We start from the raw sequence: 24645 nt of genomic DNA, 5'->3' as shown, positions 1-24645 counted from the left end.
GCTCGGGTCCTCGGGTGCGGTCGGGTACGGGCACAGGTGCGGGTACGGGTGTCAACGCTTTCAGCGTCGCACGTCTTCGCGCCCGCTCAGTTGCTCGCACCCGCTCGCAGGTCGGGAAGGTCCGCCTTCACGGTGTTGATCGGGATGGCGAAGCCGAGACCGACGCTGCCCGCACTCGCGGAGGACTCGGTCGACGAGTACATCGCGGAGTTGATGCCGACGATGTTGCCGTTCATGTCGATCAGCGCGCCGCCGGAGTTGCCCGGGTTGAGGGACGCGTCGGTCTGGATCGCCTTGTACGTCGTCGTGGACGAGCCGGTGTCGCCGTTGAACTCCTGGCCGCCGAACTCGAACGGCCACTGACCGCCCTGTCCCCGCTGCTGTTGCTGCTGCTGTCCCTCGTCCGTGGAGACGGTCACGTCGCGGTCGAGGGCCGAGACGATGCCGCTGGTCACGGTGCCGGTCAGGCCCTCGGGGGAGCCGATCGCGACGACCTGGTCGCCGACCCCGAGACCGTCGGAGTCGCCGAGGGTCGCGGCCTTCAGGCCGGAGGCGTCGTCCAGCTTGATCAGCGCGAGGTCCTTCTTGCTGTCGGTGCCGACGACCTGAGCCGTGTACTGCTTGCCGTCGTGGGTCGTCACCTTGATGGACGAGGCGCCGGACACGACGTGGTTGTTGGTGATGATCTCGCCGTCGTCGGTGATGATCACGCCGGAACCGGTGGAGGAGCCGGCGCTCGAGGTGGCGTTGATCTCGACGATGCTCGGGCTGACGGCCGCCGCGACCCCGGAGACCGTGCCCTTCTGGCTGGAGGGCACCACGTTCGTGCTGGTGGAGCCGGTGGCGACGGTGTCGCTGCCGGTCAGCTCCTGGATGCCGTACGCCGTGCCGCCGCCGACGGCCGCCGCGACGATCGCCACGGCCACGAGAAGGGCGGCGGGGCCGCGCCGTGCCGTGCGCTTCCGGTGCGGAGACTCCGGCTGCTCCGGCTGCTCGGGCTGCATGGGGGCCGCGGGGGGCTGCGCCGGCGGGGGCGGCCACTCCGGGTTGACGGGAGAGGAGGCGTGCTGGTGGGTTCCCTGGTACGGGTTCGCGTGCTCGTACTCGCCGCTGTGGCGGAGGCTCTCGGTCATGTCCATGAGCCTCCCCTCCTCGTATGAGAGCGGCCTGAGTGCTGCCTGAGAAGCCCGGCAGAACCTCGTATGCCCGATATAAAGGCGGGCCGTCAACGAGAGTCAGGAACGGGTTGAACGGGTTGAACGGGTTACGCGCAGCCGCAGGACTGCCGGAGCACCAACTGCGACGGGAACACCTTCAGCCGTTCGCGCCGTGAGCCCGCCACGCGCAGACCGTCGTCCAGGACCAGGTCCACGGCGGACCGCGCCATCGCCGACCGGTCGGAGGCGACCGTCGTCAGCGGCGGGTCGGCCAGCGCGGCCTCCTTGATGTCGTCGAAACCGGCCACCGCCAGCTCCCCGGGGACCTCGATGCGCAGCTCGCGCGCCGCGCGCAGCAGGCCGATCGCCTGGTCGTCGGTGGAGCAGAAGACCGCGGGCGGGCGACGCGGCCCGGCGAGGATCTCCAGGGCCACCTTGTACGCGTCGTAGCGGTTGTACGGTGCCTCGAAGAGCCGGCCCTCGGTCGGGAGCCCGGCCTCCTTCATCGCGCGCTTCCAGCCCTCGACGTGGTCGGAGACCGGGTCGCCGACGGACGGGGTCTGGGCGGTGCCGCCCATGCAGGCGACGTACTCGTACCCGTGCTCCAGCAGGTGCCGTACGGCGAGCTGGGCGCCGCCCAGGTCGTCGGTGACGACGGCGACGTCGTCGATGGCCTCGGGGCGCTCGTGCAGCAGCACGACCCGGGCGTCCCAGGCGTCGATCTCGGCGGCGGCGTTGTCGTTCAGCGCGTGGCTGACCAGGATGAGCCCGGAGACGCGCATGCCGAGGAAGGCGCGCAGATAGTGCACCTCGCGCTCGCCGACGTAGTCGGAGTTTCCGACGAGCACCATTTTTCCGCGCTCGGAGGCGGCCCACTCGACCGCGTGCGCCATCTCCGCGAAGAACGGCTGGCGGGCGTCCGGCACGATCAGGCCTATGAGGTCCGTGCGCCGCGACGCCATCGCCTGGGCGACCCGGTCCGGCCGGTACCCCAGTTCCTTGATCGCGGCGAGTACACGCTCGCGCGTGGCCGGGGCGACCGGCCGGGGTCCGTTGTTGATGACATAGCTGACGACGGCGGTCGAAGTCCCCGCCAGCCGCGCCACATCATCCCGAGTCACCTTGGCCACGCGCGGAGTCTACGCGGATGGACCCGCTCCGGGCAGGGCGTATCACACCTTGGATGACCTTGCGTGCACTGTGTCCGTCGCCGTTTCCGTCGCTGTGTGCGCCGCCGTGTCCGAGGGGGCCGGGGGCTCCGTCTTCCCCGGCTTCCCCGTCTCCCCCGGCTTCTCCGCCTTTTCCTTCTTTTCCGTCTTCTCGGGCTTCTCCGGCGTGACGAAGCGGTAGCCGACGTTGCGGACGGTGCCGATCAGTGACTCGTGCTCGGGCCCGAGCTTGGCGCGCAGCCGCCGTACGTGCACGTCGACCGTGCGGGTGCCGCCGAAGTAGTCGTAGCCCCACACCTCCTGGAGGAGCTGGGCGCGGGTGAACACGCGGCCCGGGTGCTGGGCCAGGTACTTCAGCAGCTCGAACTCCTTGAAGGTCAGGTCCAGGACCCGGCCCTTGAGTTTCGCGGAGTACGTCGCCTCGTCCACCGACAGGTCGCCGTTGCGGATCTCCATGGGGGAGTCGTCGCCGCCGATCTGCTGGCGGCCCATGGCCAGCCGCAGCCGCGCCTCAACCTCCGCCGGTCCCGCGGTGTCCAGCAGTACGTCGTCGATGCCCCAGTCGGCGGTGACGGCGGCGAGGCCGCCCTCGGTGACGACGAGGACGAGGGGACAGCCGAGCCCCGTGGAGCGCAGCAACTGGCACAGGCTGCGCACCTGCGGAAGGTCACGGCGGCCGTCGACGAGGATGACGTCGGCGCCCGGGGTGTCGACGAGGGCGGGGCCCTCGGCGGGGGCCACGCGTACGTTGTGCAGCAGCAGGCCGAGGGCGGGGAGCACCTCCGTCGACGGCTGGAGGGCGTTGGTCAGGAGCAGCAGAGAACTCATCGCGTCCCACCTGCCTGGGTCGTCCAATGGTCGTGCCCGGTTCGCTCGCCCATAACGTCTGGTTCCTCCTGGGTCCCTGCGAGGACGTTTACGGCACTGCTTCGTACGGTCGTACAGGTGGCGGATCCCGTGCCCGTGGGCTCCGCCGCACGTCCGGGAGGTGAATGCCCGGCGACTGCCCGGCATCGCTCCCGAAAGCACAAAAGGACCCGGGGGCTACGTTGCCCGAGTCCTCTGCCCAGCAGAATAGCCGACATGAGCAACCGACCGCCGGGTCATGTGGCGCGTTCCACCCATCGTCCGCATCCCGAGACGCCCCGCGCGGCGCCGCGTCGCACGCCCGCACGCACCTTCCTCCGTGCGGCCGACGGCGTCCGGATCGACGCCGTGTACGAGCCGGGTGCGACCGGTCGCGAGGCCTCTGACCTGGTGTTCGTCGTCGCGCACGGGTTCACGGGCGACGTGGACCGCCCGCACGTACGACGGATCGCGGCGGCGTTCGCGCGGCACGGTGCCGTGGTCACGTTCTCCTTCCGGGGCCACGGCGCGTCCGGCGGCCGGTCCACCGTCGGTGACCGCGAGGTGCTCGACCTGGCGGCGGCCGTCACCTGGGCCCGCGGCTTCGGGCACGCGCGCGTGGTGACCGTCGGCTTCTCCATGGGCGGTTCGGTGGTGCTGCGGCACGCCGCGCTGTACGCCGACGACGGCGCGGCGGGCACGGACGCCGTGGTATCGGTCAGCTCGCCCGCCCGCTGGTACTACCGGGGTACGGCACCCATGCGCCGGCTGCACTGGGTGGTGATGCGCCCCGCCGGGCGCCTGGTGGGCCGCTACGGCCTGCGCACCCGTATCCATCACCGGGACTGGGACCCGGTGCCGCTGTCGCCGGTACAGGCGGCCGGGCGGATCGCGCCGACGCCGCTGCTCGTCGTGCACGGCGACCGGGACGGCTACTTTCCCCTCGATCACCCCCGGATGCTGGCCGAGGCAGCCGGTGACCACGGCGAACTCTGGCTGGAGCCCGGCATGGGCCACGCCGAGCACGCCTCCAACGAGGCACTGCTGGACCGCATCGGCGACTGGGCCGTGGCGCGGGCGGGCTAGCCTGACGTTGTTCATTGCCGATCGGCACGGACGCCGATCGGCACCGGCGACGAAGGATCCAGATGGCAAAGGTCACGGTGCGCTACTGGGCCGCCGCGAAGGCCGCGGCGGGGGTGGCCGAGGAGCCGTACGACGCGGCCACGCTCGCCGACGCGCTCGGCGCGGTGCGCGAGCGGCACCCCGGCGAACTCACGCGCGTGCTGCTGCGCTGCTCGTTCCTCGTCGACGGCGACCCCGTGGGCACCCGCGGGCATGAGACGGTACGGCTGGCCGACGGCGGCACGGTCGAGGTGCTCCCGCCGTTCGCAGGAGGGTGAGCGATGACCAACCAGCCGCATCAGCCGCATCAGCCGTACGGGCAGAATCAGCCGTACGAGGGGTACGACGAGCACGCCGCGTATACGGCCCATGAGGGCCAGGCGTGGCCCCCCGGGCACCAGGAGCCCCAGCATCCCCAGGAGCACCAGGGGCAGCAGCCGTATCAGGGGTACGAGGACCCGAACGCCGCCGGGCAGTACACGCAGCAGTGGCAGGGCCAGACCTGGGAGACGCAGGTGCAGCCGCCGGTCTCCGCGGAACAGACGGCGTATCTGCCCCCGCATGCCCCGTACGCCCCGCCTGCCCCGCAGGGCTACCAGGAGCCGCAGGGGACGCAGGGGACGCAGGGGACGCCGTACGCATCGCACGCACCGCAGCAGCCGTACCCGTCGCAGGCGTACGCACCGCAGCCGCAGCCGCAGCCGCAGCCGTACGAGCCCTCCACCCCCGACTCCTCCGGCGGGCCGGGCTACGGTCCGGCGACCGTCGTCGGGAACACGCGGGTCACCGACGCGCAGCGGGCCCGGGCCGAAGGGCGTTCGCCGATCATCGACCCGGGGATGCAGCCGGCCGGTCTCACCGCGCTGCTCGGGCTGCTGCTGGCCGGCGCGGCGACGCTCGGCACGTACGCCCTCCTCGTGCCGCTCGTCGCCCTCCAGGCGGTCACCGCGGCGGGCTGGTTCCGTCTGAACGGCATGTGGCCCGCCCGGCAGGGCATCGCGCTGGGCTTCGCGGGCGCGCTCGCCGCCGACGCGGCGCTGCTGGTGTCGGACCGCTCCCCGGCGGCGATCCTCGGCACGCTCGGGGTGTGGGTGCTGCTCTCCCTCGTCCTGCAACTGCGCTCGCGCGCCGAACCCGACGAGCGGATGTACGGCCTGATGGCGGCCATCGCCGCGGCGGCCCTGGCCGTCGTCGCGGGCGGTTACCTCGCGGCCGACGCGGACGCGGTGACGGTGGGCGCGATCGCGGTGGCCGTGGCCGTCGTGGCCCGGGCGCTGCCGTTGCCGACGGCGGCGTCCGTGGTCGTCGCGCTGCTCGCGGCGGCCGGAGCGGGGATCGCGGTCGGCTCGATGACGGACTTCGGGACGTCGGGGGCACTGCTCGGCGCGGGCGCGGCGGTGTGCGCGCTGATCGGCCTGCGGGTGGCGGCCTACGACTACCCCTCCAGGTTCGTCCACTTCACGGCGGGCGTGGCGCTGCCCCTCGCGGCGGCGGCCCCGGCGGTCTACGTACTCGGCCGAGCCCTGGCCTGAGCTGCGCCGGGGGTTACCGCCGCCCCCTGTCACAGGTCTTCGACAAAACTCCGGTGGGGCTTCCGGGCCGCGTTACTCTCGCGCTGGACGGCCGCCGGTCGTCGGGTCCGTCGTCGTCGACCGTCCAGGGTTGGGAACACCGCATGCGCGCACTGCGAATACTGTTGATCGTCGTCGTGATCCTGGGCGGCCTCTTCGTGATCGCCGACCGTGTCGCCGTCAACTTCGCCGAGGACGAGGTGGCCGACAAGCTGCGCAGCACCGAGAACCTGGCCTCGACGCCGGACGTCTCCATCAACGGTTTCCCCTTCCTCACCCAGGTCGCCGGCGGTGAGCTGGACGACGTGGAGGTCGGCATCGACGACTACGAGGCGTCCACCGCCAACTCGGGCGAGAAGATCCGCATCGACCACCTGCGCGCGAACATGAAGGGCGTCGAGTTCTCCGGCGACTACAGCTCCGCCACCGCGGCCACCGCCACCGGTACCGCGACCGTCGGCTACGACGAGCTGATGAAGGCCGCCAAGTCCGAGCCCACGGAGATCTCGCCCGGCATCAACGCCAAGGTCATCGGCCTCTCCGACGGCGGCAACGGAAAGATCAAGGTGTCGCTCCAGGTCACGGTCCTCGGAGCCGAGGTGCCCGAGCCGGTCGAGGTGCTCAGCACCGTCACCGTCAAGAACAACGAGGTCGAGGTCGTCGCCGACGGTTTGCCGACCATCGGCGGCAAGCAGATCGCCGAGTCCCGGATCCGGGCCATCACCGACTTCCAGCAGACCATCGACGAACTGCCGGGCGGCATCAAGCTGGACAAGGTCGAGGCGGCGAAGGACGGCGTGGAGATCAAGGTGAAGGGTTCGAACGTCGAGCTGGCCGGGTAGGACGAGGGTCGGCCCGCCGTAGGGACCCGACCCGAGGCTGCGGCTGCGGCGTCCGACAGGCGAGACGCCGCCGTCCGTACCGCAGATGGGGAGACGGCCACCCCGTCCCGACGGCCCTCCGCGGCAGCCCGAACCCTGCGTCGATTCCACATCCCGGACGATCTCGTCTCACGATGCGACACGTCGGTGACATGGCCCGCCCTCAATCCCTACGATCGGGACTTATGAAGCGACAGGCGGACCTCACGAAGCGGCGGGCAGTGGACCTGTGCCGCGTTGCCGCCATGCTCTGTCGCACTTTCTGAGGCGGACGGCGACGTCGCCGTCCGTGTCCCCCTCACCCCTCGCCCGGGCCCAGCCCCGGGCATCCGCGCGCCGCCGCACGGCCCGAGCGCGCGCACCCTCTCACCGCACGCCCCGCCGCAACTGCCCCGGAGGAGAAAACATGAGCCGCAGCGACGTCCTGGTCGACGCCGACTGGGTGCAGGACCACCTGGACGACCCCAGCATCGCGCTCGTAGAGGTGGACGAGGACACGTCCGCCTACGAGAAGAACCACATCAAGAACGCGATCCGGATCGACTGGACCGAGGACCTCCAGGACCCGGTCCGCCGCGACTTCGTCGACCAGGAGGGCTTCGAGAAGCTCCTCTCCGCGAAGGGCATCGCCAACGACACGCTGGTGGTCCTCTACGGCGGCAACAACAACTGGTTCGCGTCGTACGCCTACTGGTACTTCAAGCTGTACGGCCACGACAACGTCAAGCTCCTCGACGGCGGCCGCAAGAAGTGGGAGCTGGACGCCCGCGAGCTGGTCGCCGGCGACGACGTGCCGCAGCGCGCCGCCACCGCCTACAAGGCCAAGCCGCAGAACACCGCGATCCGCGCCTTCCGCGACGACGTGGTCAAGGCGATCGGCGCGCAGAACCTGGTCGACGTCCGCTCGCCCGACGAGTTCTCCGGCAAGCTGCTCGCCCCGGCCCACCTCCCCCAGGAGCAGTCGCAGCGTCCGGGTCACGTCCCGTCCGCCCGCAACATCCCGTGGTCGAAGAACGCCAACGACGACGGCACCTTCAAGTCGGACGACGAGCTGAAGCAGCTCTACACCGACGAGCAGGTCGACCTGGCGAAGGACACCATCGCCTACTGCCGCATCGGTGAGCGCTCGGCCCTGACCTGGTTCGTCCTGCACGAGCTGCTGGGTGTGGAGAACGTCAGGAACTACGACGGCTCCTGGACCGAGTACGGCTCCCTCGTCGGCGTGCCGATCGAGCTCGGCGCCGCGAAGTAACCGTCCCGACCGACCTTTCCCAACCCCTCAGGAGTACGACATGTGCGGAGCGAAGGCCGGCGGCCCCGACGCCTCGACGATCAAGCCCGGTGAGACCACCATCCAGGGTCAGGTGACCCGCGACGGCGAGCCGGTGACGGGCTACGTCCGTCTGCTGGACGCCACCGGCGAGTTCACGGCGGAGGTCCCGACCTCCGCGACGGGCCAGTTCCGCTTCTACGCGGCCGAGGGCACCTGGACCGTACGCGCGCTCATCCCGGGCGGCACCGCCGACCGCACGGTCATCGCCCAGCAGGGCGGCCTGGCGGAGATCGCGATCGCCGTCTGACGGCACGCGACAGCGCACAACGGCGCTCAACGGCCGAGGGGCCGCACCCACGGGTTGGACACCTGGGAGCGGCCCCTTCGCCATGACGGGCCTACGCTGGAGACATGTACGCGCGGCGGCGGCACGTCTACTTCGCCATGATGGGCACCTGCATCGTGCTCTTCGTCCTGGCCTGGGGCGTCGTGCGCATCTGGTCCGTCCCGGCGGCCGTGGGCATGTGCGTGGTCGCCATGCTCATCCCGCCGGTTGCCGCGATGATCGCCAACCGGCGCGGCCCGGAGGACCGCTGGTGGGACGACCCGTCGGGCGACGCCGAGTCCGACGAGTGGTGGGACGAACTGGACGGCAAGAGGCGTCCGCACTAGGGCAGTTCCTTGGCCCGGGATCGGGATGCGTCGACGATGGGATGATGGCGGGCATGTCGCCGACGAAGCTGTCCACCGTCGTACTGGACGCGCACGACGCCGCCGAACTCGCCGGTTTCTACCTGCGGCTGCTGGGCTACGTGGTGCGCGCCGAGGAACCGGGCTGGGTGCTCATCGGCCCGCCGCCCGGCACCGGGGGCACGTCCCTGGCCTTCGAGACAGAACCCGCATACGTGCCGCCCGTCTGGCCGACCCGCCACCCGGGCGACCAGCAGATGATGCTGCACCTCGACATCGAGGTCGACGACCTCGCGGCGGAGACGGCGCGGGCCGTGGCCGAGGGCGCCCGGCTCGCCGAATACCAGCCCCAGGACGACGTACGCGTCCTGCTGGACCCCTCCGGGCATCCCTTCTGCCTGTGGACGCAGACCCCGCAGTAGCGCAGGGAGTAAGGGGGCTCAGTGGACGAGCGCCCGCGAACACCGCGGCCATGACCGAATCGTGATCAACGTCGCCGCAACCCCGGAGCCGGGCTGAGGGTCTCCTGTGCGCACGCATTGATCGAATGCGTCGTACACGTTTCCGTGGGGGGACGTCTTGGAAGAAGAACCAGCGAGACCCGCGGCACCGACGACACCGGAAGACCGCACGCCGCCCGAGAAGTCCGCGGTCGATGAGGACCGCGTGCCGTCGGACGGGCCCGTGGCGCCGGACGAATCCGCGCCGCTCGGTGACGCGTCCGCGCCCGCCGAGAGGGTCGTACGACCGCGGCGGCGCGGGCGTACGACCCTGCTCATCGGTGCCGCCGCCGTGTTGGGCCTGGTCGCCGGGGCCTGCGGCGGAGTCCTCGTGCAGGCGGGCCGGGAGCCGACGAAGCTGCCGCCCCTGTCGCAGACCGCGCTCGCGCGCAGCGGGGGTGAGGCGCCGAAGCCGCTGTCCGCCGGCCAGGACCGCCAGGTGCGCACCGAGGGCGACCTGCGCGACCTGCTGCTGAAGAAGCCGCGCGGGGCACAGGAGGCCGACTGGCTGGAGGGCTCCGACGGATGGATGGACCTGACGGGCTACGCCTCGACCTTCCAGGACCTGGAGAACGGGTTCGAGAACCTGCTCGACAATGAGTTCCGTCGGGCTGTCGTCACCGGCTGGGAGGTCGACGGCGCGTACACCGTGGAGATCCGGCTCATCCAGTACCGGCAGGAGGAAGTCCTCGCCGCCGCCCTGGCCAGCAGGGGCAGCCAGTACTACGCGGGTGGGGACGGCACCGAGGACTGGGCGATCCCGGGCACCGGGGAGGGCCGGGTGTTCGTCGACGAACAGCCCGTCCCCGGCCTCGAATCCGCGCCGTTCCCCTACCAGGCGGAAGCGCACGCCTCGCGGGGTGACATCGCCATGGAGATCTGGATGGGCGGAGCCAAGCGGGTCGACAAGAAGACGATCATCGACTTGGCCGAGCGGCAGATGGAGCGGCTGTGAACGGGAACGAGAACGAGAACGAGCTCGGGAACGACGCTGCCTCCACGGCGACGGCCACGGCCGCCTCTGTCACGGACGTCGTCCCTGTGGTGGACGTGGTGGACGTGCGGCCCACGGAAACCACGAGCACCGAGCCGCCGCCCTCCGCCCCCGGACGCCGAGGCCGCCGCCGGATCGCCGCTGTCACCGGAGCACTCCTGCTGACCGGCGCCGTCGTCGGAGCCGTCGCGTGCACCGCCGTCGCCGTCGCCGACGCCGACCGCGATCCGGGCGTCCCTTCCTGGGCGCGTCCCCAGCCCACCGAGGACCAGCCGGCGGTCACGGCCGAGCCGGGCAGTCTGGCCTGGACCCTCGTGCCGTACCGGCCCGACAACTGGCGGCGCGGCCCCGACCTGGGGGAGTTCGGCTCGGACGCCGTGCTGAACGGAGACCGGACGGCCGCCCTGTTGAAGGAGTCGCTGGCCGGACTGCCTCGAACCGAGCGCAAGGAGCTGGAGAAGGAGATCGACCGCCGGCCCATCAAGGAGATGGCGATGCGGAGCTACGCCTTCACCATGGGGGAGAACGCCAACCGCGTGGCGGGTGCCGCCACCATGACCCTCGTTCTGGCCCGCATGGAGGACCAGGCCGCCGCGCGTTCCGTGACGACGGGCCGGAACGCGCTCCTGGAGGCCCTTGACGTCTTCCGCGACGGCCCCGAGATCGAGGGCTACGAGGACGCCGCGTGCTTTCGCGCGCCTTCCGGTTCCGGCGACGACGAAGGTCTCGACGCGATGTTCTGCTCCGCCGCCACGGCGGACATCGCGGTCATCGCCACCGCCGAAGGAGTGCAGCCGTTCGACGCCGACGGCGTTGCCGCGCTGTTGAAGGACCAGTTGGACCGCATCGTCGAACCCGGGGAGTCCGTGTGACCGAGCAGATCGCCCCGTCGGAGCCCGTCACGCCTGCCCCGCCGCCCCCGCCGGACGCCCCGCCGCCCGGCGCCCCGGCTCCGTCGGGCAAGGACCGCCGGGTCCTGCGCGCCGTGCTGCGCTGGACCGCCGCCGTCGCCGTCTTCGCGGCGGTGGGGTCGGCCACGGCGTACGGCATCACGGGGATGGACCGGACGGACGTACCCGGGCTCGCGACCGCGTCGGACGGGCGCTGGGAGTACCCGACACTCACGGCTGCGCCGCTGCCGTCCGGCAGCCCGGGGCCGTTCGCCGAGGGGAACGCGGCCGGTGCCCACTACGCCGATCTGCGGGCCCTGGTCCTGCCGGCGCCCGAGGGGGCTACGGCGGACCGGGCGCTGCGCGGCACGGACGGCTGGCTGGAGACGGAGACCTTCCTCGCGGAATACGAGGAGGAGTCCGACCGTGACGAGCTGCGGCAGAAGGTCGTCGACGCGGGGCTGCGCCACATCGCCGCCCGCGGCTGGACCACCCCTGACGGGACGCACACGCGGATCTACCTGCTCCAGTTCGGCACGGCGGTCGTCGTGGACGGTCTGCACACCATGGAACTGGCGCCGTACGACAGGCCGGCCTACGCCGTGCGGGGCACGGAAACGGTGGAGCCCGACGAGGACTTCCCGGAGGCTGCCGAGTCCGACGACGTGCTCGCCTCCATCTATACCGAGTCCGAGCCTTACGGCGATGAACAGGTCCGCGAGGCCTACCTCGGCGCCGGCGACGTTCTGGCGGTGGTGCTGCAGAGCCGCGCGGGCGGGGCAGGGGGGGTGCCCTTCCAGCAGACCGTGGCTCTGCAGACCCGGCTGCTCCTCTGACCATCAGGACACGTCCACCCCGAAAGCGTGAGCATTTCGCCCTCTGCTGTCCTCGTGGCGCTCATTTGAGCGCCCTGGTGACATTTCTCTGTTATCTGCTCACGCTTTTTGGTGGGGACTCAGTAGACGAGGGCCTGCGTGTTGTCGGCCAGTGCCTCCTGCACGAAGACCTGGGCGCCCGCGATCCGCACGCCCTCGATGACGTCCTTCTCGGTCAGGTCGCGCCGGGCGGCGCACTGGGTGCACAGCGTCACCCGGCCGCCCGCCAGGAGCGAGTCCAGCAGGTCGGGCAGCGGCGCGGCGTGCGGCAGCTCGAACTCGGCCGCACGCCCCGGCACCGCGAACCACGCGGACTCACCGGTCAGCCACAGCGACACGTCGACCCCACTGGCCACGGCCACCGCCGCCACGGTGAACGCCTGTGAGCAGCGCTCCGGGGCATCGGCCCCCGCCGTCACCTTGATCACGAGCTTCTTCGCCATGCCGGAAGCGTAGCCCTCGCGGGCGGCGTCAGACCGCGAAGGTGATCGTCACCAGCAGCGTCGCGACGCACAGCACGGTGAGCAGACCGCTGACCGTGGCGCCGTCCAGCCTGACGTGCCGCCGGGGCCGGACCACGCGCCTCGGCACGCGCCCCGGCGGGTGGGCCGGATGGAACGGGGGCATCGCGAATCCGGGAGAGAGGGGAGCCCGGTCCTGTCGGGGCGTGAGCCGCTGCGCCCGCTTGCACTCCTCGTAGGGCAGTCCGCCGTCGTACGTCATGCCTTGTCCTCCTCGTGTTCCTTGCGCTGGTGCTGGCGCAGCAGGACGTTCGCGTCCGTCACCGCGCTGTGGTCGAACGCCGCCCGCGCGGCCTCCCGCCGATCGGCCAACCAGGCGCAGGCCTCGCAGTCAGGCACCGGCAGGGGCGGCCGCTCCAACTCGCCGGGGGCCCGGGGCGCGGCGAGGGTGCGGTCGTTCGCGGCACGCAGGCTCGCCCCGAGGCGCTCCCGGTCGGTAGCCGGTCGCAGCGCGGCCGGCTCCGCCTCCCACTCCCGCCCGCCGCCGAGGGGCCGGAGCATCACGCGCGCCCCGCTGCGGCCCCGGTACTCACCGACCTTGGCTGCGGCGGTGTCGTAGAGCACGGTGCCGGGCTCGTAGGCGGCCGGTTCTGTTCTCACGGGTCGTCCGCTCCCTTCGTCAACATCTATACGGAATGCGACAGTTGCCCTACTCTGCGTAGTGGTGGGCAGTAAGAGCATGACCCACGCCGGGGGTCGGCAAGCCCGGAACGGCCGCTAGTGCCACAACGGGCGCTCCAAATTCCACAAATTCCACAGCAGGGAGGGGTGGCGGTGCCGCAGCGGAGGGCGATCACGGGTCGCAGTCAGGAACCGAGGGCACGGTTCGCGGAGGAGCTGCGGCTGCTCCGGCACGGGCGGGGCGTGTCCCTGCGGGGCATGGCGGAGGCGGTGGGCTGGGACGCGTCCCAGTTCGGAAAGATGGAGAACGGCCACACGCTGGGCGGCCCGGAGATCGTGGAGGCGCTGGACCAGTACTACGGCACGGGCGGCATGCTGCTCACGCTGTGGGAGCTGGCGGTGGCCGATCCCACGCAGTTCAAGGAGCGATACCGCCGGTACATGGTCCTGGAGGCCGAGGCGGTGAGTATGTGGCAGTACTCGCCGAGCATCGTCCCCGGCCTGCTCCAGACGCCGGAGTACGCGGCGGAGCTGCTCAGCCAGGGCGGACAGGCGGGCGTAGAGCTGGACAAGCAGGTGGCGGCGCGCATGGGCCGCCGTGAGCGGCTGCTGGCCGAAGGAGGGCCGCAGTTCCGGGCGCTGCTCTCTGAGGCGGCGCTGCGCAGCCCAATGAACGGACGCGCTGAGTGGAGGGCGCAGTTGTGTCATCTCCTGGAGATGGACGGCCGCGCCAACATCATCATCCAGGTGCAGCAGTTGTCGGCCGGGCTGCACGGGCTCCCCAACACCGACGCCATGTTCCTGCGCGGCATCAGCGGCCGAACCGTGGCGTGGGTGGAGACGGGCTACTCAGGCGAACTGGTGCAGGAAACACAGGCCGTTGATCTGCTCCAGCTCCGATACGATCGAGTCCGCGATATGGCCCTGTCTCCGGGCGCGTCGCGGGAGTTCATCAGCCGGATGCTGGAGGAAGCGCCATGCGAGCCATCGACCTGAGCGCCATCACCTGGCGCAAGAGCAGCTACAGCAATCCGGATGGAGGCAACTGCCTCGAGGTCTCCGACGACCTCCTCCGCGCCGCCGACTGGCGCAAGAGCAGCTACAGCAACCAGGACGGCGGCGAGTGCGTCGAGGTCGCCCACAATCTCCCCTCCCTCGTGCCCGTCCGGGACAGCAAGGATCCCGCTCGGGGCGCGCTCCTGTTCGCCGCGCCCGCGTGGGCCGCGTTCGTGGACGGAGTCCGGCGAGAAGAGCCGAGGTGGGCCGCGTAAGCTGAGGGCGGCCCTGTCGTATGCCCCCCGCTCAAGGAGCACCCCGTGGAGATCTTCTTCGAAGCCCTGCTGGTCCTGGTCTGCGTCGGCGTTCTCGCCTTCGCCGGTCTGACCGTGAAGAAGTTGTACCAGGGCCAGCGCTGATCACCGACGCCAGGAAGTACCGCTCATGATCGAGATCCCGTCCGACCTGCACAAGGACCTCGTCCCCCTCGTCTTCCTGCTGGGTGACTGGGCCGGCGCGGGCGTGCACGACTTCCCCGGCGCCGAGAAGTGCAACTTCGGCCAGGAGGTCTCCTTCACCCACGACGGCCGCGACTTCCTGGAGTACCAGTCCCACACGTGGGTGCTGGACGAGGAGGGCAACAAGGTCCGCCCGCTGGAGTCCGAGCACGGCTTCTGGCGCATCGACGCGAACCGCCGGGTCGAGGTCACGATGACCCGCGACGACGGCGTCATCGAGATCTGGTACGGCGAGCTGGCCGACCAGAAGCCGCAGATCGACCTGACGACGGACGCGGTGGCCCGCACCGCGGCTTCCCGGCCCTACACCGGCGGCAAGCGGCTGTACGGCTACGTCAAGAGCGACCTGATGTGGGTCGGTGAGAAGCAGACTCCCGAGGTCGAGCTGCGCCCGTACATGTCGGCGCACCTGAAGAAGGTCGTCTCCCCCGAGGACGTCGAGCGCTGGGCCAAGGCCCTCCCGGACGACATGCCGGACGACGGGATCGCCTTCTTCAAGTAGTCACCCGTTCCAGACGATGGTGCAGACGTAGACACACTCGTGCCGGGGCACCGCCAGAAACTGGATGAAGCCGCGTCCGCCGAAGATGGGGAAGTTCCGTAACCCGCCGGGCTTCCCCTCCGGCCGGCTGCCCGCGACCTCGGCATCACGCCCGAGGGCGGCGATCTCGGTGGCGATGCGCTCCACCTCGGCCACGACGCCTACGGGCAGCCCCGCCGTGAGGTACTCCTCGCTCGGGTTGTAGTCCCACTTCCAGTCGCTCACAGGCCGGCCTCCGCCTCCGCCTCGGCGTGGATCTCCCGGATCTCGGCGATGGCGTCAGCCGGGTCCTCCGTACCTGCGCTCACCACCTCTTCCAGGTGCCGCAGGCGCGCGGCGAGGGACGGCCGGCGCTGGATCGCCACGAATACTCCCCAGGTGTGGACGAAAGTACGCAGAGGCGCGAGGGACTGCGCCTGTTGCGCGTTGGTGGTCGCCTCGACGAGATCTTCGACGAACGCGGGCACCCGGCTCGGCGTCAGCCTCTCGACCGCGGTACGGAGTGCCTCGGGAGTGAGGGCGGGCATGGGGACGAGGGGCTCAGTGAGTGGTTCCGGGTGGTGAGCGGTCATGAAGTCCTCCGGGGCGAAGGCCGATGTCGATGTCGACGGTACCGATCGTGGCGATGGGCCGGGGCGATTCCTGGGCGTCACCCGATGAAGCGGGCCGCCGGGCCTAGACTCGTGGTGTGGTGAGCACCGACTGGAAGAGTGACCTCAGGCAGCGCGGCTACCGGCTGACCCCGCAGCGGCAGCTCGTGCTCGAAGCCGTGGACACCCTCGAGCACGCGACCCCCGACGACATCCTCTGCCAGGTGCGGAAGACGGCGGCGGGGATCAACATCTCCACCGTGTACCGCACGCTGGAGCTGCTGGAGGAGCTGGGTCTGGTCAGCCACGCCCATCTCGGGCACGGTGCGCCGACCTACCATCTGGCCGACCGGCACCACCACATCCACCTGGTCTGCCGGGACTGCACCAACGTCATCGAGGCCGATCTGTCGGTGGCCGCCGACTTCACCGCCAAGCTGCGCGAGCAGTTCGGCTTCGACACCGACATGAAGCACTTCGCGATCTTCGGCCGGTGCCAGGACTGTTCCCTGAAGGGTGCAACTACCGAGTCGTAGGCGAGTTGTGGGTGAGTCGTAGGCTGGGGCGTATGAAGAGCCCTCTGCTGTCCCTGCCCGGCGCCGTTCCCGCCGAGGGCGTGGACGAAGGCGTCGCCGCCCACTACGGCGACCTGTTCCGCGAGCAGCGTGCCCTCGCCGACGGCACCGGCTTCGTCGACCTCTCCCACCGCGGTGTCGTCACCGTCACGGGCGACGACCGGCTGAGCTGGCTGCACCTGCTGCTCACCCAGCACCTCAGCGACCTGCCGACCGGCCAGGCCACCGAGGCGCTGATCCTCTCCGCGAACGGCCACATCGAACACGCCCTGTACCTCGTCGACGACGGCACGACCGTCTGGGCCCACGTCGAGCCCGGCAGCCAGGAGGCGCTGATCGCCTACCTGGAGTCGATGAAGTTCTTCTACCGGGTCGAGGTCGCCGACCGCACCGCCGACACCGCCGTCGTGCACCTGCCGGCCGGATCGATCGCCGCGGCCCCCGAGTCGGCCGCCGTCCGCGAGACGCCGTACGGCCGTGATCTCTTCCTGCCGAGGGAGGAGCTGGAGGCGTTCGCCGCCGACGCCGGTCCCGCGGCCGGGATCCTCGCCCACGAGGCGCTGCGCGTCGAGCAGCACCGCCCGCGCCTCGGTTTCGAGACCGACCACCGGACCATCCCGCACGAGCTGGGCTGGATCGGTACGGCCGTGCATCTCCAGAAGGGCTGCTACCGCGGGCAGGAGACCGTCGCCCGGGTGCAGAACCTCGGCAAACCGCCACGCCGGCTGGTCTTCCTGCACCTGGACGGCAGCGAGGTCCACCTGCCACCGGCCGGGGCGGAGATCAGGCTCGCGGACGACGGGCCCGACGGCCGGAAGATCGGCTTCGTCACCACGTCCGTACGCCACCACGAGCTGGGCCCGGTCGCCCTCGCCCTGATCAAGCGGAACGTGCCGGTGGACGCCCGGCTCATGGCCGAGGACACGGCTGCCGCGCAGGAGACGGTCGTCGAGCCGTAAGGGGCGGCCTCAGACCTCCACGAGGACCGTGAACGGGCCGTCGTTCGTCAGGGACACCCGCATCCGCGCGCCGAAACGTCCCGTCGTCACCGTCGCGCCCAGCGAGCGCAGTCGCGCGACGACCTCGTCGACCAGCGGTTCGGCGACGTCGCCGGGCGCGGCGGCGTTCCAGGTGGGGCGGCGGCCCTTGCGGGCGTCGCCATAAAGGGTGAACTGGCTGATCACCAGGAGCGGGGCGTCGATGTCGCTGCACGACTTCTCGTCGTGCAGGATCCGCACCGACCAGAGCTTGCGGGCCAGTTGCGCCGCCTTCTCCTTGGTGTCGTCGTGGGTGACGCCGACCAGGACGCACAGGCCCTCGCCGTCGATCGCGCCCACGGTCTCGCCGTCCACGACGACGCTCGCGCCGTCCACCCTCTGCACCACTGCACGCATCCCGTCATGATGCCGTGCGCCCCCAGGGTGCGGGCACGCGGGCCCGTACGGGGTTTTTTTCGCATCCTAACCCCCCATCTGGGGCCGATCGGGGCCGATCATGGGCACTCGGTCACATAGCGGCCACCGGGGGTGGCACGATTGCTCCCCAGGCGCCGGGCGAGGGGACGGTTGAGGCACATGAGCACACCGAGTACGAGGCAGTCGTTCGGGACTGCCGCGTTGACGGGTCCGGGGGGCCTGGACGGGCTGGAGGGACTGGAGGGCCTGGAGACACCCCGGGCACCCGTGCAGCGCACCGACAGTCCGGAACTGCCGGCGGATCCCGTGGAGCGGGACCTGGGCGCGCTGAGCCTGCCGGAGCTGCGCACCCTGCGCCGGGACGCGCAGCGCGAAGAGGCCGACCTCAGCTATGTACGGCGGCTGCTCCAGGGCCGTATCGACATCCTGCGCGCGGAGCTGGCGGGGCGCGGGCCGGCCTCGTCCTCCGTGGTGACCACCGCGGCGACGGGCTCCGTGGTCGAGCGGCTGTCGGAGATCCTCGCCGACGGACCGGCCCGGCAGCGTTCCTCCGCCCGGCATGTGACGCTGGGCACCCCGCGGAGCGAGGAGTGCCGGCGGCTGGCTGCGGAGATGCTGGGCGAGGTGGAGCTGTCCGACCTGACGGCCCGCACCGACGTCGAACTGACCGCCGGGATGGGGCGGCTCGTGCGCTACGAGCAGCAGGTCTCCCGGCGCAGGCAGCGGCTCCAGCGCACGGCGGACGGATGCAGCGCGGAGATCGCACGCCGGTACCGTGAGGGGGAAGCACAAGTCGACGACCTGCTCGTGTGACCGGGGGCGGGCATCAGCTCCCGCCCCCCGGGCCCGGTGATCCCGGGCCGTCGCCGCGGCGGGTCACCCGTTCGGAAGGCCACCGCCGATGTCCGCGCCCCAGCCGTCGCAACCGTCCTCTTCTTCGTCTTCTTCGTCCCAGGACCAGAACCAGGACCAGGACCAGGCCCAGGCCCAGGCCCGGTTCTCGCAACCGTCCCAGTCCTCGTCCCCGTCCCAGTCCTCGTCCCCGTCCGCGCCCACGTCGGCCCTCGCCGCCGTCGTGCCGCCCGTCCTCGCGGAGGTCGTGCGGTCGGGCTTCGTCGAGGGGCGGCACCGGGGCGCTCTGGTGGTCCTGGGCGCGGACGGGGCCGTGGAGCTGGCGCTCGGCGAGGTGACGGCGCCGGTCTTCCCGCGCTCCTCCAACAAGCCGATGCAGGCGGCCGGCGTCCTGCGCGCCGGCCTCGACCTCGCGGGGGAGCGGCTGGCGCTGGCCGCCGCGAGCCACTCCGGAGAACCGTTTCACCGAGACCTGGTCCGCAAGATGCTGGACGAGTACGGCCTGGACCCGGCCCTGCTCCAGTGCCCGCCCGACCTGCCGCTGGACCCCGTGGAGCGGGAGACCTACCTGGCGTCGGGCGCCGTGCCCGACCGCATCACCATGAACTGCTCCGGCAAGCACACCGCGATGCTCGCCGTCTGCGCGCGGCGGGGCTGGCCGGTGGAGACGTACCTCGACCCGGACCACCCGCTCCAGCGGACCATCCACAGGGTTGTGGAGGACGCGGCGGGCGAGCCGGTCGCCGCCGTGGGCAGGGACGGGTGCGGGGCGCCGCTGATGGCGATCAGCCTGGTCGGGCTGGCCCGTGCCTTCCGCTCCTTCGTCGGCGCCGAGCCCGGTTCGGCGGAGCGCCGGGTCGCCGACGCGATGCGCGCCCACCCCGAGTACGTCGCCGGTACCCGCCGCGCCGACACCTGGCTGATGCGCGAGGTGCCCGGCACCCTCTCCAAGATGGGCGCCGAGGCCGTCCAGGCGGTGGCCCTGCCGGACGGCCGCGCCCTCGCCTTCAAGATCGAGGACGGTGCGACCCGCGCCCTGGGCCCGGTCCTGGCCCGCGCCCTGACCCTGCTGGACGTGGCGGGCCCGGTCGTCGACCGCATCGGCCGCGCCCCGCTGCTGGGCGGTGGCGTAGAGGTCGGGGAGATCCGGGCGGCATTCTGAGTGGGGGTGGGGGCACCCCGGGCCGCGGTAATCCGCGCGACGGCGGGCGGGCGTCGGCCTACCGTGAGCGCATGAGCCGCCGCACCGAGATCGACGTACGCCCCATGACCGAGGCCGAGTTCCCCGACTGGAACCGCGCCATGAAGACGGGGTTCCTTCAGTCGCCCGCCGTGACCGCCGAGCAGTTGGAGGGGCATCGGCGGCAGTTCGTGCCCGGCCGGTCGCTGGGCGCCTTCGACGGGGAGCGCTGCGTGGCGACCTTCCGGTCCTTCGACCAGGAGGTCACCGCGGTCGGCGGCGCCCCAGTGCGGGCCGACGCGATCTCCAACGTCACCGTCACCTCGACCCACCGCCGCCGCGGCCTGCTCACCCGGATGATGGCGCAGGACCTGGCCGCGGCGAAGGACCGCGGGGACGTCGTCGCGACGCTGATCGCGGCCGAGTACCCGATCTACGGCCGGTACGGCTTCGGCCCCGCCACCACCATGACCGAGTGGACCGTCGACGTGCCCCGCGCCGGTCTCGACCCGCGCTGGGCGGCCCCGGAGGACGGCGGCCGGATCGACCTGGTGGAGGGTGAGGAGGTCCGCAAGCTCGGGCCCGAGCTGCACGAGCGGCTGCGCCGGGCCCAGCCGGGCGCGGTCAGCCGGTCCGAGCTGTGGTGGCAGGCCCGGACCGGGGTCGTGCAGATGAACGACACCCCCTGGGCCGAGCCCTACTACGCCGTGTACCGCACTGCGGACGGCGAGGTCGAGGGTATGGCCGCGTACCGGAGCGACGACCACTGGGGCGACGCCAAGCAGCCGCTGAACACGGCGACGGTCGACTGGCTGATCGCCGTGACACCGGGCGCCGAACGCGCACTGTGGCACTACCTGTGCTCGATCGACTGGATCACGACCGTCAAGAGCGGCTGGCGGGCCCCCGACGACCTGCTCCCGCAGCTCCTGCCCGACCCGCGCGCGGCCAGGATCACCACGCAGGCGGACTGGCTGTGGGTGCGGATCCTGGACGTCGCGGCGGCGCTGGAGGCGCGGACGTACGAGGGCCGGGGGTCGGTGGTGCTGGAGGTCGTGGACCGGGGAGGGCTCACCGGCGGGCGGTGGCGGCTGGAGGCGGGCGCGGACGGGGCGTCCTGCGTGCCGAGCACCGAGAGCGCCCATCTCGTGCTCGACGTGGGCGAGCTGGCGGCGCTGTGGCTGGGTGACGAGTCGGCGGTGCGGCTGGCGGCGCTCGGCCGGGTGCGGGAAGAACGAGCGGGCGCCGCCCGTGTGGCCGACGCCCTGCTGCGTACGTCCAGGCGGCCTTGGTGCCCGGACATGTTCTGAGGTGGGTGGCTCCCTGGCTCCCTTCGGCCGGTGACGGGTTGACTGCGCATCCGTAGCGCGTGCACTTCAACGTGCTCTTCAGTTGTGGTTGTGGTTGTTGTGCGTGGTGCTGACTGACGGTCGGGCTCCCGGCTCCCCTCCGGAAGGGGGCCCGGCCGGCAGTACGTCGGTTCAGCCGGACTGGGCGAGCAGCATCACGAGGATCACCGCACCCACACCGCCGATCATGGAGTTCTTCGCCTTGATCCCGATGGACAACGCGACGAACGCGATGATGCCCATCGGCCCGTACTTCCATTGCACGAGTTGCTCGAACCCGATGGCCAGAGCCGCGACGGCGATGGCGATGAGCGGCATGGTGGACCCCCTGTCACCGTGGTGGCCAACCCCCGAAAGACTCGACCACGTTGCTCAAGTTGGCTGCCAACTTCACTGTACTTATCTCCGCTTGGGAGCGTCTCATAACCACCTTCTCGCGAACTCCCGAAAGATGGCGAGAAGTTGTAGTGTTTGGTCGTGGAGCCGGAACATACCGCCGTCAACGGGCGGAAGAGACCGCAGCGGCCACAGACAACACATCGAGAGGTGGCCGACGAGCTGCGCGCCCGGATCAGGTCCGGTCGGCTGCGGCCGGGCCAGCGCATGCCCACCCAGGCCCAGTTGGCCGACGAGTTCGGCGTGGAGCGCGGCGCCGTCCGCCTGGCCCTGCGCATTCTCCAGTCGGAACGTCTGCTCACCAACGTGTCCAAGGGGAGCCCCGCGACCGTCGCGCCCGACCTCCACGGTCCCCCGGCCGGGCCCGGGGCGCAGCCGATGCCCACCACTGTCACCCTCGCGCCCCGGATCGCCGAGGCGTTCGCCGCCGAGCACGTCGAGATCGACGCGCTGTGCCTGACCGCCGTCTCGCTCACCCTCGCCATCGGCGAACCACTGCGCCAGATCCACGCGGGGCGACTGAAACCGGCCAAGATCGACGTCCGTGTCCTGCTGCCCAGCCGCGACATCGACCTCGCCTTTCCGGTGGCGGTGGCGGGCGGTGCGGCCGGCGGCCCGGTGCACGAGCGGTGGCTGGCGATGCGCAACGCCCAGGGTCAGGTGCTCCGGCACAACCTGCTGAGCCTGCGCGCCACGCACGGCATCGACGTGCGCGTCTCCTTCCGCGCGCTGCCCTTCACGCCGCCGGTGAAGCTGTACGTGCTCAACGGCTCGGAGGCGCTCTTCGCGTACTACACCCTCAGCCGGCGTGAGCAGGAGATCGACCACGAGCCGTTGGAGATGTACGACGCGGAGGGCATCCGCTCGACGCTGTTCGCCTTCGATCAGGGCGGTGACCTGCGCGACGGCGTGTTCGTGAAGCAGTCCCGGCTGTGGTTCGACGCGCTGTGGGGGACGATCAGCTCGGAGCTGGTGCTCACGAGCTGATGCCCACGAGCCGACCGGCCCCGGTCACAGCGCGGGACCCGCGACCAGGAGGGCCAGCAGTACCGCTCCGGCGGAGCTGACGGACGGGCTCTTGGCCTTGATGCCTATGGTGAGCAGGAGCAGACCGACGATGCCGGTGGCACCGTACTTCCACTGGACGATCTGCTCGAAGGCGATGACGAAGACCGTGGAGACCAGGGCGAGGACGGGCATGGTCTTTCCCCCCTTCGGGCGTTCGGGAAGGTAAACTTCCACCAACTGGGCTAAGTTGGTTACCAACTCTGCCTATGTTGTCCCCACTTGGCTACTACCTATAAACAAGTTTCAAACAACTCCCTATAGGTAGGTCGAAGTTGTAGCGTTTGGTCGTGACTCAGGAGAACGTGTCCGTGAACGGCAGCAGAAGGCTCTCGTCCCAGGAGATCGCCGACATCCTGCGGGAGCGGATCCGCGGGGGAGACCTCAAGGCGGGCGACCGCCTGCCCACCCAGGCCGAGCTGGCCGACGAGTTCGGCGTGGAGCGCGGCGCGGTCCGCCAGGCCCTGCGCGCGCTCCAGGAGGACGGCCTGCTCACCAACGTCAGCAAGGGCAGCCCGCCCCGCATCGCCGAGCCCGCCACGCCCCGGGGCGAGCCGCAGCCGACGATGGTGTCGCTCGGGCCGCGGCTGGCGGAGGCGTTCTCGGCCCCGCGCGTGCGGGTCGACGTCGTGTGCCACACCTCGGAGACGCTGATGCTGGCCCTCAGCGAGCCGCTCCGCCTGATCCACGAGGGCCGCATCCACCCGGAGGCGATCGACTTCCGCGTCCTGATGCCCTCGCGCGACATCGAACTCGCCTTCCCCGTCCTGGTCGAGGACGAGGAGGACGACCCGGTCCACCAGCGCTGGCTCCAGATGCGCAACGCCCAGGCCCGAGTCCTCCAGCACAACCTGCACGCCGTGCGCTCCACCCACCGCGTCGACGTGCGCATCGCCTTCCGCGCCCTGCCGTTCACCCCGCCGATGAAGCTCTACCTGCTGGGCGGCGAGGAGGCCCTCCTCGGCTACTACATCCCGACCCGGCGCGAGGAGGAGTACGAGAGCCGCACGCTGGAGATGTACGACGCGCTCGGCTCCCAGTCGCTGCTGTTCTCCTTCCTGAAGCGGACGGGTCACCGCGACGCGGTGTTCGTGGAGGAATCGCAGAAGTGGTTCGACGCCCTCTGGGAAACCATCACCACGGACATGACACTCTCCTAGTGACTTCTGAAGCGACGCGGACCGGAACGGTGGCGGACACCGAACAACTCGGGCGGCTGGTGAGCGACGCCCGCTTCGTGCTGTGGGACTTCGACGGGCCGATCTGCCGTCTGTTCGCCGGACACACGGCGGAAGGAGTCGCGGCGGACCTGGTCGACTGGCTCGGCAGCCGAGGACTGCGCGGCCTGCTCACCGAGACCGAACGCGAGTCGCCCGACCCCCACGCGGTGCTGCGCGCGGTCGACCGCCGCCATCCGCGCAGCGACCTGGTCGAGGAGTTGGAGGAACGCCTCACCCAGGAGGAACTGCGGGCCGCCGCCTCCGCCATGCCCACCGCGTACGCCGACCCGCTGATCCGCACCTGGACGGCGGTCGGGGTCCGGCTGGCCGTCGCCACCAACAACTCTCCGCGCGTCGTGCGCGCCTACCTGGCCGGCCGGGGCCTGCTGCCGTGCTTCACCCCGCACATCTACGGCCGCACCCAGGAGCTGCGGCTGCTCAAGCCGGACCCGCACACCCTGGTCCGCGCACTCAGCGCGATGGGCGCCGAACCGACGGCCTCGCTGTTCATCGGCGACTCCTCCTCCGACTGCGAGGCCGCCAGGCGCGCCCGGGTGCCGTTTCTCGGCTACGCCCGCAACGAACGCAAGAGCAAGCTCCTGCGGGAGGCCGGGGCGGACGCGGTCGTGGACTCCTTCGAGCCGTTGCTGCGCCTGCTGTGGAGCCTGCCGACCGATGGGGAGGCGACACAGTCGCCGTGTGAATGACGACCGCCGGGACAGGGAGTTCGAGCGCGTCGCGGTCGCGGGAGAGCTGCCCTCGCGGACACCGCTGTCCCCCGACACGCGTAACAGGCCGGAGGCGCTACTCTCCCGCAATGCACCGTCTGCCACAT

General features: G+C 71.1%; 33 protein-coding genes. 22 read left to right on the top strand and 11 right to left on the bottom strand.

The annotated features are described in order from the left end of the window. Nucleotides 1–86 precede the first annotated feature (86 nt). From KUM40_RS19580 to KUM40_RS19570, 3 genes are all read right to left on the bottom strand, one after another. Nucleotides 87–1133 carry a S1C family serine protease gene (locus KUM40_RS19580; RefSeq protein WP_374227397.1) on the bottom strand — a complete coding sequence of 349 codons (1047 nt, stop codon included), beginning with the start codon at nt 1131–1133 and terminating at the stop codon, nt 87–89. A gap of 131 nt (nt 1134–1264) precedes the next feature. Further along, nucleotides 1265–2287, bottom strand: coding sequence for a LacI family DNA-binding transcriptional regulator (locus KUM40_RS19575; protein WP_217167287.1), 1023 nt, complete (start codon nt 2285–2287; stop codon nt 1265–1267). 42 nt (nt 2288–2329) lie between these two features. Continuing rightward, nucleotides 2330–3154, bottom strand: a complete 825-nt coding sequence (locus tag KUM40_RS19570; RefSeq protein ID WP_254395331.1) for a response regulator transcription factor — start codon at nt 3152–3154, stop codon at nt 2330–2332. 255 nt (nt 3155–3409) lie between these two features. On the opposite strand from KUM40_RS19570, the gene KUM40_RS19565 reads away from it, so the two are divergent. The 11 genes from KUM40_RS19565 (at nt 3410) to KUM40_RS19515 (ending at nt 11932) form a co-directional block, all read left to right on the top strand. Continuing rightward, nucleotides 3410–4258, top strand: a complete 849-nt coding sequence (locus KUM40_RS19565; protein WP_217167286.1) for an alpha/beta hydrolase — start codon at nt 3410–3412, stop codon at nt 4256–4258. 62 nt (nt 4259–4320) lie between these two features. After that, on the top strand, nt 4321–4575 hold the full coding sequence (locus KUM40_RS19560; protein ID WP_087808578.1) for a MoaD/ThiS family protein: 255 nt from the start codon (nt 4321–4323) through the stop codon (nt 4573–4575). Between the two features lie 3 nt (nt 4576–4578). Next, the gene (locus tag KUM40_RS19555; RefSeq protein ID WP_217167285.1) at nt 4579–5829 is read left to right on the top strand and encodes a hypothetical protein; all 1251 of its coding nucleotides are present in this window, start codon (nt 4579–4581) and stop codon (nt 5827–5829) included. Nucleotides 5830–5972: 143 nt separating this feature from the next. Further along, entirely contained in the window at nt 5973–6710 is a 738-nt protein-coding gene (locus KUM40_RS19550) for a DUF2993 domain-containing protein (RefSeq protein ID WP_217167284.1), read from the top strand. A 445-nt stretch (nt 6711–7155) separates the two neighbouring features. Beyond that, nucleotides 7156–8001, top strand: a complete 846-nt coding sequence (locus KUM40_RS19545; protein WP_217167283.1) for a sulfurtransferase — start codon at nt 7156–7158, stop codon at nt 7999–8001. Nucleotides 8002–8041: 40 nt separating this feature from the next. Further along, on the top strand, nt 8042–8329 hold the full coding sequence (locus KUM40_RS19540; protein WP_217167282.1) for a DUF1416 domain-containing protein: 288 nt from the start codon (nt 8042–8044) through the stop codon (nt 8327–8329). A 104-nt stretch (nt 8330–8433) separates the two neighbouring features. Then, entirely contained in the window at nt 8434–8694 is a 261-nt protein-coding gene (locus KUM40_RS19535) for a DUF3099 domain-containing protein (RefSeq protein ID WP_217167281.1), read from the top strand. 53 nt (nt 8695–8747) lie between these two features. Next, nucleotides 8748–9134 carry a VOC family protein gene (locus tag KUM40_RS19530; RefSeq protein WP_217167280.1) on the top strand — a complete coding sequence of 129 codons (387 nt, stop codon included), beginning with the start codon at nt 8748–8750 and terminating at the stop codon, nt 9132–9134. Between the two features lie 244 nt (nt 9135–9378). Further along, nucleotides 9379–10167 (top strand): hypothetical protein, encoded by a 789-nt coding sequence (locus KUM40_RS19525; protein ID WP_308401191.1) that lies wholly within the window; start codon nt 9379–9381, stop codon nt 10165–10167. Then, nucleotides 10164–11078 carry a hypothetical protein gene (locus KUM40_RS19520; protein ID WP_308401190.1) on the top strand — a complete coding sequence of 305 codons (915 nt, stop codon included), beginning with the start codon at nt 10164–10166 and terminating at the stop codon, nt 11076–11078. Before KUM40_RS19525 ends, KUM40_RS19520 begins: the two co-directional genes overlap by 4 nt. Then, nucleotides 11075–11932, top strand: a complete 858-nt coding sequence (locus tag KUM40_RS19515; RefSeq protein WP_217167278.1) for a hypothetical protein — start codon at nt 11075–11077, stop codon at nt 11930–11932. Before KUM40_RS19520 ends, KUM40_RS19515 begins: the two co-directional genes overlap by 4 nt. 119 nt (nt 11933–12051) lie before the next feature. Here the strand turns inward: KUM40_RS19515 and KUM40_RS19510 are convergent, their stop codons facing one another. Genes KUM40_RS19510 through KUM40_RS19500 form a run of 3 tightly spaced genes read right to left on the bottom strand, consistent with a single transcriptional unit; the run spans nt 12052 to nt 13092 of the window. Next, on the bottom strand, nt 12052–12414 hold the full coding sequence (locus tag KUM40_RS19510) for a DsrE family protein (RefSeq protein WP_217167277.1): 363 nt from the start codon (nt 12412–12414) through the stop codon (nt 12052–12054). A 28-nt stretch (nt 12415–12442) separates the two neighbouring features. Further along, the gene (locus tag KUM40_RS19505) at nt 12443–12694 is read right to left on the bottom strand and encodes a hypothetical protein (RefSeq protein WP_217167276.1); all 252 of its coding nucleotides are present in this window, start codon (nt 12692–12694) and stop codon (nt 12443–12445) included. Continuing rightward, nucleotides 12691–13092 carry a hypothetical protein gene (locus KUM40_RS19500; protein WP_217167275.1) on the bottom strand — a complete coding sequence of 134 codons (402 nt, stop codon included), beginning with the start codon at nt 13090–13092 and terminating at the stop codon, nt 12691–12693. The genes KUM40_RS19505 and KUM40_RS19500 overlap by 4 nt, the downstream gene beginning before the upstream one ends. A gap of 174 nt (nt 13093–13266) precedes the next feature. Between KUM40_RS19500 and KUM40_RS19495 the strand changes: the two genes are divergently transcribed. From KUM40_RS19495 to KUM40_RS19485, 3 genes are all read left to right on the top strand, one after another. After that, on the top strand, nt 13267–14109 hold the full coding sequence (locus tag KUM40_RS19495) for a helix-turn-helix transcriptional regulator (RefSeq protein ID WP_217167274.1): 843 nt from the start codon (nt 13267–13269) through the stop codon (nt 14107–14109). Continuing rightward, nucleotides 14091–14384 carry a DUF397 domain-containing protein gene (locus KUM40_RS19490; RefSeq protein ID WP_217167273.1) on the top strand — a complete coding sequence of 98 codons (294 nt, stop codon included), beginning with the start codon at nt 14091–14093 and terminating at the stop codon, nt 14382–14384. The genes KUM40_RS19495 and KUM40_RS19490 overlap by 19 nt, the downstream gene beginning before the upstream one ends. Nucleotides 14385–14553: 169 nt before the next feature. After that, nucleotides 14554–15129, top strand: a complete 576-nt coding sequence (locus KUM40_RS19485) for an FABP family protein (protein ID WP_217167272.1) — start codon at nt 14554–14556, stop codon at nt 15127–15129. Here the strand turns inward: KUM40_RS19485 and KUM40_RS19480 are convergent, their stop codons facing one another. Next, a complete protein-coding gene (locus KUM40_RS19480; RefSeq protein ID WP_217167271.1) occupies nt 15130–15393 on the bottom strand; it encodes a hypothetical protein in 264 nt (87 codons plus the stop codon). Continuing rightward, a complete protein-coding gene (locus KUM40_RS19475; RefSeq protein ID WP_217167270.1) occupies nt 15390–15740 on the bottom strand; it encodes a DUF6247 family protein in 351 nt (116 codons plus the stop codon). The genes KUM40_RS19480 and KUM40_RS19475 overlap by 4 nt, the downstream gene beginning before the upstream one ends. Nucleotides 15741–15856: 116 nt before the next feature. Between KUM40_RS19475 and KUM40_RS19470 the strand changes: the two genes are divergently transcribed. Together KUM40_RS19470 and KUM40_RS19465 are read left to right on the top strand one after the other, a co-directional pair. Further along, nucleotides 15857–16294 (top strand): Fur family transcriptional regulator, encoded by a 438-nt coding sequence (locus tag KUM40_RS19470; protein WP_217167269.1) that lies wholly within the window; start codon nt 15857–15859, stop codon nt 16292–16294. Between the two features lie 32 nt (nt 16295–16326). After that, entirely contained in the window at nt 16327–17292 is a 966-nt protein-coding gene (locus KUM40_RS19465; RefSeq protein WP_217167268.1) for a folate-binding protein YgfZ, read from the top strand. Between the two features lie 9 nt (nt 17293–17301). Here the strand turns inward: KUM40_RS19465 and dtd are convergent, their stop codons facing one another. Then, nucleotides 17302–17727: a D-aminoacyl-tRNA deacylase gene (dtd, locus tag KUM40_RS19460; protein ID WP_217167267.1), complete on the bottom strand. Its 426-nt coding sequence runs from the start codon at nt 17725–17727 to the stop codon at nt 17302–17304. A 180-nt stretch (nt 17728–17907) separates the two neighbouring features. Here dtd and KUM40_RS19455 point away from each other — a divergent pair, with 180 nt between their 5' ends. The 3 genes from KUM40_RS19455 to KUM40_RS19445 all read left to right on the top strand — a co-directional run bounded on the left by KUM40_RS19455 (nt 17908) and on the right by KUM40_RS19445 (nt 21090). Continuing rightward, nucleotides 17908–18561, top strand: a complete 654-nt coding sequence (locus tag KUM40_RS19455) for an aerial mycelium formation protein (RefSeq protein ID WP_217167266.1) — start codon at nt 17908–17910, stop codon at nt 18559–18561. Between the two features lie 88 nt (nt 18562–18649). Further along, nucleotides 18650–19762, top strand: coding sequence for an asparaginase (locus tag KUM40_RS19450; protein ID WP_254395330.1), 1113 nt, complete (start codon nt 18650–18652; stop codon nt 19760–19762). A gap of 71 nt (nt 19763–19833) precedes the next feature. Next, nucleotides 19834–21090, top strand: coding sequence for a GNAT family N-acetyltransferase (locus KUM40_RS19445; protein ID WP_217167265.1), 1257 nt, complete (start codon nt 19834–19836; stop codon nt 21088–21090). Between the two features lie 171 nt (nt 21091–21261). Here the strand turns inward: KUM40_RS19445 and KUM40_RS19440 are convergent, their stop codons facing one another. Further along, nucleotides 21262–21447, bottom strand: coding sequence for a hypothetical protein (locus tag KUM40_RS19440; RefSeq protein WP_217167264.1), 186 nt, complete (start codon nt 21445–21447; stop codon nt 21262–21264). Nucleotides 21448–21600: 153 nt separating this feature from the next. On the opposite strand from KUM40_RS19440, the gene KUM40_RS19435 reads away from it, so the two are divergent. Then, entirely contained in the window at nt 21601–22512 is a 912-nt protein-coding gene (locus KUM40_RS19435) for a GntR family transcriptional regulator (protein ID WP_217167263.1), read from the top strand. A gap of 24 nt (nt 22513–22536) precedes the next feature. Here KUM40_RS19435 and KUM40_RS19430 read toward each other — a convergent pair whose 3' ends face one another. Further along, on the bottom strand, nt 22537–22725 hold the full coding sequence (locus KUM40_RS19430) for a hypothetical protein (protein ID WP_052842940.1): 189 nt from the start codon (nt 22723–22725) through the stop codon (nt 22537–22539). A gap of 149 nt (nt 22726–22874) precedes the next feature. On the opposite strand from KUM40_RS19430, the gene KUM40_RS19425 reads away from it, so the two are divergent. Beyond that, nucleotides 22875–23750 carry a winged helix-turn-helix domain-containing protein gene (locus KUM40_RS19425; protein ID WP_254395329.1) on the top strand — a complete coding sequence of 292 codons (876 nt, stop codon included), beginning with the start codon at nt 22875–22877 and terminating at the stop codon, nt 23748–23750. After that, nucleotides 23750–24517 (top strand): HAD family hydrolase, encoded by a 768-nt coding sequence (locus tag KUM40_RS19420; protein ID WP_308401189.1) that lies wholly within the window; start codon nt 23750–23752, stop codon nt 24515–24517. Before KUM40_RS19425 ends, KUM40_RS19420 begins: the two co-directional genes overlap by 1 nt. Nucleotides 24518–24645 lie beyond the last annotated feature (128 nt).

The sequence above is a fragment of the Streptomyces sp. AC512_CC834 genome (genome assembly GCF_019049325.1).
Classification (GTDB): domain Bacteria; phylum Actinomycetota; class Actinomycetes; order Streptomycetales; family Streptomycetaceae; genus Streptomyces.
Note: the sequence above shows the minus strand (reverse complement) of the source record. Positions and strands in the feature narration are given on the sequence as shown.